16 protein-coding genes are annotated in these 15,727 nt (G+C 71.8%); all 16 read left to right on the forward strand.

From position 1 onward, the window contains the following. Positions 1 to 66: 66 nt before the first annotated feature. Positions 67 to 2,070, forward strand: coding sequence for an ATP-dependent zinc metalloprotease FtsH (gene ftsH / locus AB3M83_RS02535; RefSeq protein ID WP_412944832.1), 2,004 nt, complete (start codon positions 67 to 69; stop codon positions 2,068 to 2,070). Positions 2,071 to 2,078: 8 nt separating this feature from the next. Next, positions 2,079 to 2,669: a GTP cyclohydrolase I gene (folE, locus tag AB3M83_RS02540; protein WP_412944833.1), complete on the forward strand. Its 591-nt coding sequence runs from the start codon at positions 2,079 to 2,081 to the stop codon at positions 2,667 to 2,669. Continuing rightward, positions 2,666 to 3,475, forward strand: a complete 810-nt coding sequence (gene folP, locus AB3M83_RS02545; protein ID WP_412944834.1) for a dihydropteroate synthase — start codon at positions 2,666 to 2,668, stop codon at positions 3,473 to 3,475. Before folE ends, folP begins: the two co-directional genes overlap by 4 nt. After that, positions 3,472 to 3,840, forward strand: a complete 369-nt coding sequence (gene folB / locus AB3M83_RS02550) for a dihydroneopterin aldolase (protein WP_412944835.1) — start codon at positions 3,472 to 3,474, stop codon at positions 3,838 to 3,840. Before folP ends, folB begins: the two co-directional genes overlap by 4 nt. A gap of 65 nt (positions 3,841 to 3,905) precedes the next feature. After that, positions 3,906 to 4,373: a 2-amino-4-hydroxy-6-hydroxymethyldihydropteridine diphosphokinase gene (folK, locus tag AB3M83_RS02555; protein ID WP_412944836.1), complete on the forward strand. Its 468-nt coding sequence runs from the start codon at positions 3,906 to 3,908 to the stop codon at positions 4,371 to 4,373. Beyond that, the gene (locus tag AB3M83_RS02560; RefSeq protein ID WP_412944837.1) at positions 4,370 to 4,861 is read left to right on the forward strand and encodes a DUF3180 domain-containing protein; all 492 of its coding nucleotides are present in this window, start codon (positions 4,370 to 4,372) and stop codon (positions 4,859 to 4,861) included. Before folK ends, AB3M83_RS02560 begins: the two co-directional genes overlap by 4 nt. Then, positions 4,806 to 5,399 carry a PH domain-containing protein gene (locus AB3M83_RS02565; protein WP_412944838.1) on the forward strand — a complete coding sequence of 198 codons (594 nt, stop codon included), beginning with the start codon at positions 4,806 to 4,808 and terminating at the stop codon, positions 5,397 to 5,399. Before AB3M83_RS02560 ends, AB3M83_RS02565 begins: the two co-directional genes overlap by 56 nt. Continuing rightward, a complete protein-coding gene (locus AB3M83_RS02570; protein WP_412944840.1) occupies positions 5,396 to 7,096 on the forward strand; it encodes a PH domain-containing protein in 1,701 nt (566 codons plus the stop codon). The genes AB3M83_RS02565 and AB3M83_RS02570 overlap by 4 nt, the downstream gene beginning before the upstream one ends. Then, positions 7,093 to 7,788 carry a DUF2520 domain-containing protein gene (locus tag AB3M83_RS02575; RefSeq protein ID WP_412944841.1) on the forward strand — a complete coding sequence of 232 codons (696 nt, stop codon included), beginning with the start codon at positions 7,093 to 7,095 and terminating at the stop codon, positions 7,786 to 7,788. The genes AB3M83_RS02570 and AB3M83_RS02575 overlap by 4 nt, the downstream gene beginning before the upstream one ends. Continuing rightward, positions 7,785 to 8,528, forward strand: a complete 744-nt coding sequence (locus tag AB3M83_RS02580; protein ID WP_412944843.1) for a formylglycine-generating enzyme family protein — start codon at positions 7,785 to 7,787, stop codon at positions 8,526 to 8,528. The genes AB3M83_RS02575 and AB3M83_RS02580 overlap by 4 nt, the downstream gene beginning before the upstream one ends. Positions 8,529 to 8,748: 220 nt before the next feature. Then, on the forward strand, positions 8,749 to 10,272 hold the full coding sequence (gene lysS, locus AB3M83_RS02585; protein ID WP_412944844.1) for a lysine--tRNA ligase: 1,524 nt from the start codon (positions 8,749 to 8,751) through the stop codon (positions 10,270 to 10,272). A gap of 142 nt (positions 10,273 to 10,414) precedes the next feature. Beyond that, the gene (locus AB3M83_RS02590; protein ID WP_412944845.1) at positions 10,415 to 11,446 is read left to right on the forward strand and encodes a LacI family DNA-binding transcriptional regulator; all 1,032 of its coding nucleotides are present in this window, start codon (positions 10,415 to 10,417) and stop codon (positions 11,444 to 11,446) included. 24 nt (positions 11,447 to 11,470) lie between these two features. After that, on the forward strand, positions 11,471 to 12,760 hold the full coding sequence (locus AB3M83_RS02595) for an extracellular solute-binding protein (RefSeq protein ID WP_412944846.1): 1,290 nt from the start codon (positions 11,471 to 11,473) through the stop codon (positions 12,758 to 12,760). A gap of 5 nt (positions 12,761 to 12,765) precedes the next feature. Beyond that, entirely contained in the window at positions 12,766 to 13,761 is a 996-nt protein-coding gene (locus AB3M83_RS02600; protein WP_412944848.1) for a carbohydrate ABC transporter permease, read from the forward strand. After that, positions 13,758 to 14,597, forward strand: coding sequence for a carbohydrate ABC transporter permease (locus AB3M83_RS02605; RefSeq protein ID WP_412944849.1), 840 nt, complete (start codon positions 13,758 to 13,760; stop codon positions 14,595 to 14,597). Before AB3M83_RS02600 ends, AB3M83_RS02605 begins: the two co-directional genes overlap by 4 nt. Before the next feature lie 2 nt (positions 14,598 to 14,599). After that, positions 14,600 to 15,682 (forward strand): glycoside hydrolase family 130 protein, encoded by a 1,083-nt coding sequence (locus tag AB3M83_RS02610; RefSeq protein ID WP_412944850.1) that lies wholly within the window; start codon positions 14,600 to 14,602, stop codon positions 15,680 to 15,682. Positions 15,683 to 15,727: the final 45 nt, after the last annotated feature.

The following is a 15,727-nucleotide window of genomic DNA, read 5'->3' on the forward strand; positions in this document are numbered from 1 at the left end:
GCAAGCGTACGCCGACGGCGAATACGCAGACGTCCCATAGCAACGCCGGGGTAGCCTGATCGGACCATGAACGTCAAGAAGCTCTCGCGCAACCCGTTCGTCTACGTGTTGCTGGTCGGCGTCCTGCTGATCGTCGGGATGTCGCTCATCTCGAGCCTCACCGGTGCCAAGCAGATCACCACGCAGGAGGGCCTCACGCTCCTCGACGGCGACACGGTCTCCGAGGTCACCATGACCGACGGCGACCAGCGCGTCGACCTGGTGCTGAGCGAGGAGTTCGAGGGCTCGACGAACGTGCAGTTCTACTACCTCGAGCCCCGCGCCGAGGACGTCGTCGCCGCCGTCGACGCCGCGGCGCCGGAGGACGGCTTCAACGACGTCGTGCCCCGGACCAGCTGGTTCGGCAGCCTCATCTCCATCCTCCTGCCGGTCCTGCTCCTCGGCCTCCTGTTCTGGTGGCTCATGTCGAGCGCGCAGGGCGGCGGCAGCAAGGTCATGCAGTTCGGCAAGTCGAAGGCCAAGCTCGTCACCAAGGAGACCCCGACCGTCACCTTCACCGACGTGGCCGGCTCCGACGAGGCCATCGAGGAGATGCAGGAGATCAAGGACTTCCTGAAGGACCCGGCGCGCTTCCAGGCCGTCGGCGCCCGCATCCCGAAGGGCGTGCTGCTGTACGGCCCTCCCGGAACCGGCAAGACCCTCCTCGCCCGCGCGGTCGCCGGCGAGGCGGGCGTCCCGTTCTACTCGATCTCCGGTTCGGACTTCGTGGAGATGTTCGTCGGCGTCGGCGCGAGCCGCGTCCGCGACCTGTTCACGCAGGCCAAGGAGAACGCCCCCGCGATCATCTTCATCGACGAGATCGACGCGGTCGGCCGCCACCGCGGCGCCGGCATGGGCGGCGGGCACGACGAGCGCGAGCAGACCCTCAACCAGATGCTCGTCGAGATGGACGGCTTCGACCCGAAGGTCTCCGTCCTCGTGATCGCGGCGACCAACCGCCCCGACATCCTCGACCCGGCGCTGCTGCGCCCGGGCCGCTTCGACCGCCAGATCGGCGTGGACGCGCCGGACCTGAAGGGCCGCCAGAAGATCCTCGAGGTGCACGGCCGCGGCAAGCCGCTGTCCCCGTCGGTCGACCTCGCCGTCATCGCCCGCAAGACCCCCGGGTTCACCGGTGCCGACCTCGCCAACGTCCTCAACGAGGCCGCGCTGCTCACCGCCCGCTCGAATGCGCAGCTGATCGACATGCGCGCCCTCGACGAGGCGATCGACCGCGTCATCGCCGGTCCGCAGCGCCGCACCCGCGTCATGAAGGACAAGGAGAAGCTCATCACGGCGTACCACGAGGGCGGCCACGCCCTCGCCGCCGCCGCGATGAACAACACCGACCCGGTGACGAAGGTCACGATCCTCCCGCGCGGCAAGGCGCTGGGCTACACGATGGTGCTGCCCCTCGAGGACAAGTACTCCGTCACCCGCAACGAGCTGCAGGATCAGCTGGCGTATGCGATGGGCGGCCGTGTCGCCGAGGAGATCGTCTTCCACGATCCCACCACCGGCGCGAGCAACGACATCGAGAAGGCCACCGGCATCGCCCGCAAGATGGTCACCGAGTACGGCATGACCACCGACGTCGGTCCCGTCAAGCTCGGCTCCTCGTCGGGCGAGGTGTTCATGGGCCGTGACATGGGTCACGGCCGCGACTTCAGCGAGCGCGTCGCCGAGAGGATCGACGCTCAGGTGCGGGATCTGATCGAGCAGGCTCACAACGAGGCGTACGAGGTCATCAACGCGAACCGCGAGGTGCTCGACCGGCTGGCCCTCGCGCTCCTCGAGAAGGAGACGCTCGACCACCTCGAGCTCGCCGACATCTTCAAGGACGTCAAGAAGCTGCCCCCGCGCCCGCAGTGGCTCTCGAGCAGCGAGCGCCCGGTCTCGACCCTGCCCCCCGTCGACGTGCCCCGCCGCGAAGAGGTCCCCGTCGCAGCGAACACCGAAGCCGAGCAGCCGGCTCCCGAGAGCGCGCCGGCTCGCCACGCGACCGGGCAGGCTCGTCCCGCGACGGCGTAGGGACGACCATGGCGGTCGATCGCGAGCGCGTGTCCGCACTGGTCCGTGAGCTGCTGCTGGCCATCGGGGAGGACCCGGATCGGCCGGGACTGCGCGCCACCCCGCAACGGGTGGCGGAGGCGTACTCGGAGTTCTTCGCGGGCGTCGGCGAGGATGCCGCGGCGCCGCTCGCCCACACCATCTCGGTGTCGCGGGGTCCCGCGCCCGACACGCTGCCCTCGGGCGCGGTCATGCTGCGCGACATCCGCTTCCGGTCGATCTGCGAGCACCACCTCCTGCCATTCGCCGGACGCGCCCACGTCGCGTACCTGCCCGGCGAGCAGGTCGTGGGCCTCGGCGCGCTGCCCCGGGTGATCGACATCCTCGCCGCGCGGCCGCAGGTGCAGGAGCGGCTCGGCGAGCAGATCGCCGACACGATCGCGGGGTCCCTCGACACCCGCGGCGTGCTCGTCATCCTGGACGCCGTCCACGAGTGCGTCACGATGCGCGGCGGCCGGCAGCCGGCGGCATCCACCGTCACGATCGCCGCGCGCGGGGGGTTCGCCGAGCCGTCCGCGCGGGCCGAGGTCATCGCGCTCCTCACCGGCGGTGGCGCGTGACCCTCGTCATGGGGATCGTCAACGTCACACCCGACTCGTTCAGCGACGGCGGCCGCTACGCGCGGCACGACGCGGCGATCGCGCACGGCCGGCGGCTCCTCGCCGACGGTGCGGACCTCCTCGACGTCGGCGGCGAGTCCACTCGGCCCGGTGCGGAGCGGGTGGCCCAGGCCGACGAGCAGCAGCGCGTCCTCCCCGTCATCGAGCAGCTCGCCACCCCCGGTCACGCGATCAGCGTCGACACGATGAATGCGGCGACCGCGGTCGCGGCGGTCGCGGCCGGCGCCCGCATCGTCAACGACGTCTCGGGTGGTCTCGCCGACCCCGACATGCTCCCCGCCGTCGCGGCGACCGACGCGGACATCGTGCTGCAGCACTGGCGCGGCCACTCCGCCGACATGTACGGCGCCGCGCGGTACGACGATCTGGTCGCGGAGGTCCTCGGCGAGATCGAGCGCCGCGTCGCGGCGGCACGGGATGCCGGCATCCGCGGTGAGCGCATCATCGTCGACCCGGGCTTCGGGTTCGGCAAGACGCCGGAGGACAACTGGCGCTTCGTGCGAGGCCTCGACGCCCTCATCGGCGCGGGTCATCGGGTGCTGCTCGGGACGAGCCGCAAACGGATGCTGACGCTCGCCGCCGCGCGGGCGGGCATCGACGCCTCAACCGAGGCGCGCCTCGACCTCGCGACGGCGGTGACGAGCGTGCTCTCGGCGCAGGCCGGCGCCTGGGCCGTGCGCGTGCACGACGTCGCGGCGACGCGGCTCGCGCTCGCCGTCCGGGACGCCTGGGAGGGGGAGGAATGACCGATGAGATCGCCGTCACCGGCATCCGTGCCTACGGGTACCACGGCGTGTACGCCCACGAGCGTCGCGAGGGACAGGAGTTCGTCGCCGACGTCGTGCTCTCGCTGTCCACCCGGGCCGCCGCGGCGAGCGACGACGTGCGGGATACGGTCCACTACGGCGAGCTCGCCGAGCAGGTCGCCGCGATCCTGTCCGGCGAGCCCGCGAACCTGGTGGAGACCGTCGCCGAGCGGATCGCGGGCGCCGCGCTCGCCTGGCCGATCGTCGACGCCGTCGCGGTCACCGTGCACAAGCCGAGCGCGCCGATCGAGGTGCCGTTCGACGACGTCACCGTGACGGTGCGCCGCCGCCGGGAGCGCCCGTGAATCGCCGGCTCTCTGGGGACCGTCCTGGGCTGCCACCGCACGCGGCGGCGGGTTCCCGGCGCGCCGTGGTCGCGCTGGGGGCGAACCTCGGCGCCCGCGCGCGGACGATCACCGAGGCGATCGCGGACCTCGGTCGCATCCCGCTGACGGAGCTCATCGCGGCCGCGGAGCCGATCGAGTCCATCGCCCTCACCCTGGGCGGACCGGATGCCGATGCGCCCCGCTACCTCAACACCGTCGCGATCCTCGAGACCCGGCTGGCACCCACGATGCTGCTCGGCTACCTGCACGCGATCGAGGGCCGCCACGGCCGCGTGCGCCGCGAGCGGTGGGGGAGCCGCACGCTCGATCTCGACCTCATCACCTACGGCGACGTGCGCAGCGACGACCCCGCGCTGACGCTGCCGCACCCGCGGGCGGCCGAACGCGACTTCGTGCTGGACCCGTGGCTGAGCATCGATCCCGATGCCGTGCTCCCCGGCGTCGGCGCCGTGACCGATCTGCGGGGCAAACTGCCGGGAAAGGCGTCATGAAGCGGACCAGCATCCTCGTCCTCGCGGTCGTCGCCGTCCTCGCCGGCGGCGCGGGATTCATCGTCGATCAGCTGCTGACCGGTGCGGGGCATCCGACGTTCACCCCCTCGGCTGTGCTGCCGGTCATCCTCGTCGCGCTCGCCGTGGCCGTCGTGGCCGCCGCGCTCCCGGTCCGGCGGGCCACCGTCGGGTCGGCGGCGCCCATCGACCCCTTCCGCGCGCTGCGCATCGCGATGCTCGCGAAGTCGTCGAGCATCGTCGGCGCGTTCGTGGCCGGGTTCGCGGGCGGACTGCTGCTGTACGTGCTGACCCGACCGGTGTCACCATCGTTAGGCTCGACAGGCGCGGTCATCGCCGCGCTGCTGAGCGGGGTCGTCCTGGTGGCGGCCGCTCTCTTCGCCGAGTATCTGTGCACCATCCGGAAGGACGACGATGACGAGCAGCCCGAACCCGACGAGCCCGGCCTCGGGCTCTCCCACCTCGACTGACACCGGGGCGGCCCCCGACGACGGCACCTTCCCGGCCATCATCGAGCCGCGCGACCCTCGCCGCCTTCCGCTCGGGGACGGGACGTGGCACCAGATCTCGCGCAGGTACGTCCTCGGGCAGCAGATCGGCAATGCCATCGCGCTGGTGCTGATCGTCGCGGCGGCGCTCGTGCTGTGGCTGCTGTTCGAGATGTCGTGGCAGTGGATCCCCGCCGGCATCGCCGTCGCCATCACCCTCGTCGTGGCGATCGTGACCCCCCGCCAGGCGCGGTCGATCGGGTACCAGCTGCGGGAGGACGACCTCGTCTTCCGCCGCGGCATCCTATGGCAGCGCATGGTCGCCGTGCCGTACGGGCGGCTGCAGCTCGTGGACATCACCCACGGTCCGCTGGACCGGGGGCTCGGCATCGCGCAGCTCAAGCTCGTCACGGCGGCCGCCTCCACCGGCGTGACCATCCCCGGCCTGCCGCAGGCGGCGGCCGAACAGCTGCGCGACGCGCTCATCGAGGTCGCCGAGACCCGCCGGACCGGCCTGTGACGACCCCCGATCCCCGCGGCGCCACCCCGCCCCACCCCGTCCCGCCCGCCGCCGACGACGCGGCGGCCGCACCGCCGCAGGAGCAGGTGACCTCGAACCTCAGCGACGGCGAATGGCACCGCCTGCATCCGCTCTCGCCGCTCCTTCGCGGCGGCCTGACGCTGCTCGTCGTGCTCGGTGTCATCGTCGCCAACCTCCGCGACCGGCTCATCGGCCTGTTCCTGCCCGACGGCGTGCGCTGGGAGGAGGGCGACCCCGTCGACTTCCTGCTCGACAGCAACGCCATCGTGCCGGCGCTGCTCGTCGTCGGCGGGGGGCTCGTCCTCCTGATCGCGCTGTTCTGGCTGTCGTGGCGGTTCCACACGTTCCGGATCAGCGACACCGATGTCGAGGTCCGCAGCGGAGTGCTGTTCCGCACCCATCGCCGTGCCCCGCTCGACCGGGTCCAGGGCGTCAATCTCACCCGGCCCGCGCTCGCGCGCCTCGTCGGGCTCGCCAAGCTCGAGGTCGTCGGTGCCGGCCTCGATGCCAACGTGAAGCTCGAGTACCTGTCGACCGCCAACTCCGAGACGATCCGCGGTGACATCCTCCGGCTGGCGTCGGGCAGGCGCCGCGCGGGCGCCGCAGCCCGCTCCGCCGCCACCGCCCCCGCAGCCGACGTCGGCCGCCTCACCGCAGGCCTGACGCAGATCGTCGAGGGAGTGGACGAGGACGACAGCGAACCGGCATCCATCGTCCGCGTCCCCGTCTCGCGGCTGCTGCTCGCGAACCTCCTGTCGGGCTCGACGATCTGGCTGCTGGTGGTCATCGTCGCGGCGATCGTCGGCGTGGTCCTGCAGCCGATCTGGCTGATCGGCGCGCTCGGGGTCATGCTCCCCGTGGCGATCGGCTTCGGCGCGTACGCCATCCGTCGGCTGATCCGCATGGCGCGGTACTCGATCGCCCCGACCTCGGCGGGCGTCCGCATCACCTTCGGCCTCCTGACGACCGTCACCGAGACGCTGCCCCCGGGACGCGTGCACGCCGTCGACATCCGCCAGCCGCTGCTGTGGCGCTGGGGCGGATGGTGGAGCATCCGGGTCAACCGGCTGTCGGGTGCCGCGATGACCGACGCCTCGACGACGCAGTTCGCAGACGTGCTGCCGATCGGCACGATCGACGACGTCGAGCGCGTGCTCCGGCTGCTGCTGCCGTCGGTGCCGATCGACGCCGCCCTCTTGGATGCCGGGCTGCGCGGACCCCGCGAGGGGGACGGCTACACGGTGTCGCCCCGCCGAGCACGGGTGTTCCGGCCGCTCTCGTACCGCCGGAACGGGTTCCGCCTGCTGCGTGAGGCGCTGCTGCTGCGCCGCGGCCGGCTGTGGCCCGCGCTCGTCATCCTGCCGCTGGCGCGGCTGCAGTCGGTGCGGGTGGACCAGGGGCCGCTCGACCGCAAGCTGAGCCTCGCCCGCGTCACCGGCCACACCGTCATCGGGCCGGTCTCGGGCTCGCTCAGCGCGATCGACCGCGACGACGCGCTCCGCCTCTGGCGCGCGACGACGGATGCCGCGGTCGCGCACGCGGCCGACGACGCCGACGCCGACGCCGACGCCGACGAGCCCGACCGGGGTGCGCTCGCACCGGCCCCGGTCGGCGACGTGCCCGCGTCGTCCGCCGTGCCCGCATCGTCCGCCGTGCCTGATCCGGAGCACCCGTGACCCGCGACGGCCGCCTCGGTGTCGGCGTCATCGGCGCGGGCCGCGTCGGCCCGGTCGTGGCCGCCGCGCTGGCGGGCGCGGGCCATGCGCTCACCGGGATCACCGCCGGGTCCGACCCGGATCGCGTCGAGGCGATCCTGCCCGGCGTCCCGACCCTGACGGCCGACGAGGTCGCACGGCGGAGCGAGCTGGTGCTGCTCGCGGTTCCCCACGACGAGCTCCCGAGCCTCGTGGCCGGTCTCGCCGACCTCGGCGCCTGGCAGATCGGCCAGCTGCTGGTCCACACCGACGCCGCGCACGGCATCGGCGTGCTCGCTCCGGCCGCGGCGAAGGGCGCGATCCCGCTCGCCATCCACCCGGCCATCACGTTCACGGGGACCACGACGGACCTCCGCACCCTGCAGGACGCGTACGCCGGCGTGACCGCGCCGCCCGCCGTGCTGCCGATCGCCCAGGCGCTCGCCGTCGAGATGGGATGCGAGCCGGTCGTCATCGCCGAAGCCGACCGCACCGCCTACGGCGAGGCGATCGCGACGGCGACGGAGTTCTCGGCATCCATCGTCCGGCAGGCGGTCGCCCTGCTGACGGACGCCGGCGTCGAAGAGCCCGGGCGGTACCTGTCCGCCCTCGTCCACACCACCGTCGACCGGGCGCTGACGGCCGCGACCGGCGGCGCCCCGACGCAGCTGTGAGCGACGTCGAGCTCGCCCGCATCGCGGCCGGCTCGGTCGTCCTGCACGACGCGCGCCGGAAGACCCGCCGCACCGTGAGGCTGGAGCCGTTCGAGATCGGCGTCTACCCGGTGACGCAGGAGCAGCTCGCGGAGGTGCTCGGCATCACGGCATCCGACCCGCGTCGGCCCGCCGTCGACGTGAGCTGGCAGCGCGCGGTGCGCTTCTGCAACGCGCTGTCCGAGTGGGAAGGGCTCGACCCGGCCTACGCCGTCGACGCGGAGGACGTCCGCTGGTACGTCGACAGCGACGGATACCGGCTGCCCACCGAGGCGGAATGGGAGTTCGCGTGCCGGGCGGGGTCGACGGCGCCGCACTACGGGCCGCTCGCCGAGGTCGCGTGGACGGCGGCTGACGGCGTGCGCTCGCCGCAGCCGGTCGGCGGGAAGCTGCCGAACCTGAACGGGCTGTTCGACACCCTCGGCAACGTCTGGGAGTGGTGCTGGGACTTCCTCGACACCGAGCGGTACGACGACTACCGGGTGTTCCGCGGCGGCGGCTACGCCGACGACGCCTGGAGCGTCCGCGCCGGCGTGCGTCGCGGGGGCCCGCCCCGGAGCTCGTCCGACGACATCGGGTTCCGGGTCGCTCGCGGCGGCTTCGACGGTACGGATGCCGCGCAGGGCTGGTCCGCCGCGGCGGACCGGGGCCGCGCCGTGGGAGGCGGCGCCCTGCCGCCCGGATGGACGCCGCGGCGCTGAGTCCCGCCCGCGGGTGGACCGGCGCTCGGCGGACCGGGATCCACGGTCGCGCGCGGGACCCGCCGGGAGCCGCAGCCGGGCTGCGGCGCGTCGGCCGGCATCCCTTGCATCGCGGTACCGCGATCCACCCGGCCCTGGCCCTCACCCGGCCTACGTCTCGCCGAGCACCCCAGCCGCCCTCGGTAGAATGGGAGGTCGAATCCCCGAGGAGCCCCCTGTCATGACCGACGCGTCCGCGCCCGTGCCCGCCGAGACGACCGAAGAGGACGTCTTCGAGCAGAAGGCGGTCCGCCTCGCCAAGCGCGAGCGACTCCTCGCGGAGCGGACGGATGCCGCCGGCGGCGCGTACCCGGTCGCGGTGGCCGTGACCGACACGATCCCCGCCCTGCGCGAACGGTACGCGGACCTCGCCGCGGGCGACGAGACCGGGGTCGTGGCATCCGTCGCGGGTCGTATCGTCTTCAGCCGCAACACCGGCAAGCTGTGCTTCGCGGCGCTGCAGTCCGGGGACGGCAGCCGCATCCAGGCGATGGTCTCCCTCGCCGAGGTGGGCGACGAGTCGCTGCAGGCCTGGAAGGAGCTCGTCGACCTCGGCGACCACGTCTCCATCACCGGCCAGGTCATCTCCAGCCGCCGCGGCGAGCTGTCGATCATGGTGACCGACTGGCAGATCGCGGCGAAGGCGCTGCTGCCGCTGCCGAACCTGCACACCGAGCTGAGCGAAGAGAGCCGGGTCCGCTCCCGCTACCTCGATCTCATCGTCCGCGAGCAGGCCCGCACCACCGTCCTCGCCCGCGCGAAGGCCGTCGCGTCGCTCCGCCGCACGTTCGAGGAGCACGGCTTCCTCGAGGTCGAGACCCCCATGCTGCAGGTGCAGCACGGCGGCGCCGCGGCCCGCCCCTTCACGACGCACTCCAACGCCTTCGACACCGAGCTGTACCTGCGCATCGCGCCGGAGCTGTTCCTCAAGCGCGCCGTGGTCGGCGGCATCGACCGCGTCTTCGAGATCAACCGCAACTTCCGCAACGAAGGCGCCGACTCCACGCACAGCCCCGAGTTCGCGATGCTCGAGGCGTACCAGGCGTACAGCGACTACAACGGCATCGCCGACCTGACCCAGGAGCTGATCCAGAAGGCCGCCGTCGCCGTCTCCGGCACGACGGTCGTCACGTGGGCCGATGGCACCGAGTACGACCTCGGCGGACAGTGGGACCGCATCTCGATGTACGACTCGCTGTCGGATGCCGCCGGTCGCACCATCACGCCCGACACCTCCGTCGAGGACCTGCAGGCGCTCGCCGCGGATGCCGGCGTCGAGGTCCCCGAGAAGATCGCGACCCACGGCAAGCTCGTCGAGGAGCTGTGGGAGCACTTCGTCAAGGGCGGCCTGGAGCGCCCGACGTTCGTCATGGACTTCCCGCTCGACACGTCGCCGCTCGTGCGCGAGCACCGCACGATCGCGGGCGTCGTGGAGAAGTGGGACCTCTACATCCGCGGCTTCGAGCTGGCGACCGGCTACTCCGAGCTCGTCGACCCCGTCATCCAGCGGGAGCGCTTCGTCGAGCAGGCGAAGCTCGCCGCCCGTGGCGATGACGAGGCGATGCGCGTCGACGAGGAGTTCCTGCGGGCGCTCGAGCACGGCATGCCTCCGACCGGTGGCATGGGCATGGGCATCGACCGCCTGCTCATGGCGATCACGGGCCTCGGCATCCGCGAGACGATCCTCTTCCCCCTCGTCAAGTAAGGACGCGGCGGGATCCGCCCGGTCCGTCGCCCCTGCGGCGTCGGGGTGGGGCCGTTACGCCTGTCCCGGGTCGGTGTCAAGACCTGGACCGCGCGCTTCTGAACCGGTTTAGTGGGGAGCATCCGCCACGAAGGAGTGACCGATGCCGTCGCAGACCCGACCCACGATCGCCGACGTCGCGCGCGCAGCCGGCGTCAGCAAGGGTCTCGTCTCGTTCGCCCTGAACGACCGGCCCGGGGTCGCACCGGGCACCCGCGACCGCATCCTCACCGCCGCGGCCGAACTGGGCTGGACGCCGAGCCTCAGCGCCCGATCCCTCAGTGTCGGCCGGGCGTTCGCCTGCGGCCTCGTCATCGGGCGGAGTCCCGACGTCATCGCCGCCGACCCGTTCTTCCCGTCGTTCATCGCCGGCCTGGAGGACGAGTTCTCGGTCACCGGCCAGGCGCTCGTGCTGGCCGTGGCCACCCCCGGCCGTCAGGAGGAGGAGACGTATCGGGCGCTCGCGGCGGACCGCCGCGTGGACGGCATGATCCTCACGGACCTGCGCGTCGGCGACTCGCGCATCGCCCTCGTCCGCGAGCTGGGCATCAGCGCCGTCACCCTGGGCGTTCCCGACGTCGATTCGCCGTTCTCCTCTGTCTGCGCGAACGACGGCACCGGCATCCGGCTGGCCGTCGAGCACCTCGCCGAGCTGGGGCATCGCCGGGTGGCGCATGTGGCCGGCCCGTCCGGGATGCTGCACGCGGCGCGCCGCCACGACGCGTTCCTCGCCGCGGCCGCGGTCGCCGCCCTCGACGTGCGCGCCGTCGAGACCGACTTCAGTGCATCCGGCGGCGCTCGGGCCACCGCGCAGCTGCTCGATGCCGCCGAGCCGCCCACCGCGATCGTCTACTCGAACGACAGCATGGCGATGGCCGGCATGGGCGTCGCTCATCAGCGCGGCCTGCGGGTGCCCGACGACCTCTCCGTCACGGGTTTCGACGACACCGAGATGGGCCGCTACGTCCACCCCGCCCTCACGACGGTCGCCACCGACGCCCGCGGGTGGGGCGCGACGACCGCTCGCGCCCTCCTCGCCGCCATTGCGGGCGGCCGGAGCGAGCACATCGACCTGCCGGACCCGACGCTCACGGTGCGGGCGTCGACGGCTCCGGCGCCACCGAGCGCGGCCTGAGCCGCATCCACGAAGGAGATCGACATGCAACGACGCATACTTCTCACCGCAGTCGCCGGGGCCGGCGTCCTCGCGCTCACCGCCTGTGGCGGCGGCGGAGGCGGGGGAGGCGGTGGTGGCGAGCCGGAAGGACGCGGCGAGATCACCATCTGGTACTCCAACAACGAGGCCGAGATCGCGTGGGGCACGCAGATGGTCGACGCGTGGAACGCCGATCACCCGGACGAGCAGATCACGGCGCAGGAGATCCCGGCGGGCGCCTCGAGCGAAGAGGTCATCGGAGCGGCGATCACGGCAGGAAACGCCCCGTGCCTGGTCTTCAACACCTCGCCCGCGGCGGTGCCCGGCTTCGAGCGTCAGGGCGGGCTGGTCAACCTGTCGGAGTTCGAGGACGGCGACGATTACATCACCGCGCGCAGCGGCGAGCTCGCCGATCAGTACCGCTCCGCGGACGGCGACTTCTACCAGATGCCCTGGAAGTCGAACCCGGTCATGATCTTCTACAACAAGGCGATGTTCGAGGAGGCGGGGCTGGACCCCGAGAACCCGGAGCTCTCCACCTACGACGAGTTCCTCGACACGGCCCGCGCGCTCAAGGAGGCGGATGTCGCGCCGTACGCGATCAACCCCGCCCCGACGAGCGAGTTCTTCCAGTCCTGGTTCGACTTCTACCCGCTCTATGCCGCGCAGACCGGCGGCACCCAGCTCGTGGAGGACGCCGAGGCCACGTTCAACGACGAGAACGGCGCCGCGGTGGCGAACTTCTGGCGGACCCTCTACGACGAGCAGCTCGCCGGCAACGAGCAGCACCAGGGCGACGCGTTCGCCGACGGGTACGCCGCGATGGCGATCGTCGGACCGTGGGCCGTCGCCGTCTACGGCGATTCGGTCGACTGGGGTGCGGTGCCCGTGCCGACGGAGGCCGGCGTCGCGCCGGAGGAGACGTGGACCTTCAGCGACGCGAAGAACGTCGGACTGTTCACCGCCTGCGAGAACAAGGCGACCGCGTGGGATGTCCTGAAGTTCGCGACGAGCGAGGAGCAGGACGGGATCTGGCTCGAGGAGACCGGTCAGATGCCGCTCCGGCAGGACCTTCCGGGAACGTACGCCGACTACTTCGAGGCGAACCCCGCCTACGAGCAGTTCGGAGATCAGGCAGCGCGCACGGTGGAGGTGCCGAACGTGACCAGCTCGGTCGAGATCTGGCAGGCCTTCCGTGACGGCTACTCCGAATCGGTGATCTTCGGTGAGACGCCGGTCGACGCGTTCCTGACCGACACCGCCGCCGAGATCGACGAGCTCGCCGCCGGGTGACGGGGATGGCCACCGTGGTTCCCGGCTCGGCCGGTGCTGCTGGAACGGATGCCGCGCGCCGCGATGCCCGCGCGGCATCCGGCCCTCCCTCCGAGCCGCCGCGGCGCCGGCGGAGCGGCGCGAGACGGATCCTCGGCGCCCAGCCGCACGGCCTGCTGTTCTCCGCGCCGTATCTCGCGTTCGTGCTCGTCGTGTTCGCGTACCCGGTCGTCTTCGCGGTGTGGATGTCGTTCCAGGACTACTTCTTCGCCGCACCGGGGGCCGAGGTCGACCGTCCCTTCGTGGGACTCGACAACTACGTGACGGCGCTGAGCGACCCCGACGTCTGGCGCTCGTTCGGCAACGTGGGGATCTTCCTCGTCATCAACGTGCCCCTCACGGTGCTGCTGTCGATCCTGCTCGCCACGGCTCTCGACCGCGTCACGAAGATGCGGACGTTCTTCCGCGTGGCGTACTACGTGCCGTACGTCTCGGCGTCGGTCGCCGTGGTGGCGGTCTGGCTGTTCCTGTTCTCGGGCAACGGCCTCGTGAACACCGTGCTGGGTCCGCTGGCACCCGACCCGTCGTGGCTCGTCAACTCCGCGTGGGCGATGCCCTCGATCGCGTTCTTCGTGACCTGGAAGGGCCTGGGGTTCTACATCCTGCTGTACCTCGCGGCGCTGCAGAACGTGCCTCGGGAGCTGTACGAGTCGGTGTCGATGGACGGCGGCGGGCGCATCCGGCAGTTCTTCGGGGTCACCGTGCCGAGCGTGCGGCCGGCGACGCTCCTCGTCGTGCTGCTGGCCACCATCACCGGCGCCAACCTCTTCACCGAGCCGTACCTGCTCACCGGAGGCGGCGGTCCCAACGGGGCGTCGACGTCGCCTGTCCTGCTGATGTACCAGCGGGGCATCGAGCAGCAGAACCCCGACGTGGCCGCCGCGATCGGCGTCATCCTGATCGTCATGGTCCTGCTCCTCGCGGCGCTGCAGCGGCGCTTCGTCGGAGGTGAGGAGCGATGAGGCGCGCGCTCGGGTCGAAGGCCGCCATGTACACGGCGCTGTCCCTCGGCGCCCTCGTCTTCCTCTTCCCCTTCTACTACATGGTCGTGGGCTCGCTGCAGACCGACGTCGACGCGTCGCCGGCCGGCGCGTTCCCGAATCCGGCGAACCTCACGCTCGACAATTACGCCGCGATCAACGGACGCATCAACCTGCTGCGCGGTCTCGCGAACTCGGGGATCTTCACCGCCGGCGTCCTCATCGGCACGATCGTCTTCGGCGTGCTGGCGGGCTACGCGCTGGCGGTCCTGCGGTGGCGCGGGCGCGGGGCGACGTTCGCGCTGGCGCTGCTCGTGCAGGTCGTGCCGTTCCAGCTGCTGATGATCCCGCTGTACGTGATGATCGCGCGTGACTACGGGCTCGCCGACAGCTACCTCGGCATGATCCTGCCGTTCTTCATCAACTCGACGGCGGTCGTCATCTTCCGGCAGTACTTCCTGCAGCTGCCGAAGGAGCTCTTCGACGCCGCCCGCATCGACGGCGCCGGCGAGTTCCGGCTGCTGTGGAACGTCGCCCTGCCGCTCGTGCGTCCGGCGGTTCTCACGGTCGTCCTGCTCACGTTCATCGGACCGTGGAACGAGTTCCTGTGGCCGTTCCTCATCACGAAGGATGCCGCCCTGCAGCCGCTCGCGGTGTCGTTGGCCAACTTCATCGCCAACATCGCGGCGTCGACGGCCAATCCCTTCGGGGCGATGATGGCGGGCGCCGTCGTCCTCGCCGCGCCCGCCGTGGCGCTGTTCATCGTGTTCCAGCGCTACTTCACCTCGAACGACCTCGGATCCGGAGTGAAAGGTTGACCATGCCGTCGAACGACCCCGCCGTGACAGGCACCGTCCCGTACCGTCTTCGCCGCGTCGGCGTGGTGATGACGCCCGCCGAGGGCGACCCGCACGAGGCGGAGGGCGTCCTCAACCCCGCCTCGGGGCGGGGGCCCGACGGTGCGCTCTACCTGCTGCCGCGACTCGTGGCCGCGGGGAACGTGTCGCGGGTGGGGCTCGCCCGCGTCGTGATCGAGGGCGGACTGCCCATCGGCGTCGAGCGCGAGGGCGTCGTGCTCGAGCCCGATCGCGGCTGGGAGCGCGGAGTCGGGAACGCGGGCGTCGAGGACCCCCGCGTCACGTGGATCCCGGCGCTGGACCTCCACGTCATGACGTACGTCGCGTACGGGCCGCTCGGTCCCCGCACCGCGGTCGCGGTGTCGGCGGACCTCCGCGACTGGCGGCGGCTCGGTCCCGTGCTGTTCCGGTACCAGGACGAACTCGACATGGACCTCAACCTGTTCCACAACAAGGACACGGTGTTCTTCCCCGAGCCGGTGACGGCCCCCGACGGCCGCGAGGCGTTCGCCGTGCTGCACCGCCCGATGTGGGATCTCGGGGAGACGCGACCCGGTCAGGGCGTCCGCCTTCCCGCGGGCGTCGAGGACGAGCGCCAGTCGATCTGGATCAGCTACATCCCGGTCGACGCCGTCCGCGCCGATCTCGGCGCGCTCACCCTGTGGGAGCAGCACCGGTTCGTCGCGGGTCCCGCGTTCGACTTCGAAGCGCTGAAGATCGGCGGAGGTCCGCCGCCGCTCCGGGTGCCGGAGGGGTGGCTCGTGCTGCATCACGGGGTCACCGGGGTGATCGACAGCGCGTTCTCGCAGCAGCAGAAGGTGAACTACGCCGCGGGAGCGCTGCTGCTCGATGCCGATGACCCGTCGCGGGTGATCGCCCGCACGCCGGAGCCGTTGCTGGCTCCCGAGACCGACGACGAGCGCAGCGGGATCGTGCCCAACGTCGTGTTCCCGACCGCGATCGAGGAGATCGACGGTCGCCACTTCGTGTTCTACGGCATGGCCGATTCGAAGATCGGCGTGGCCCTGCTCGAACGCACCGATTGAGCGGCCGGGCGGCTCCGCCGCTCACCGCCGGCATCCCTCCGAAAG

This window comes from Microbacterium pasadenense (assembly GCF_047246565.1).
Classification (GTDB): Bacteria; Actinomycetota; Actinomycetes; order Actinomycetales; family Microbacteriaceae; genus Microbacterium.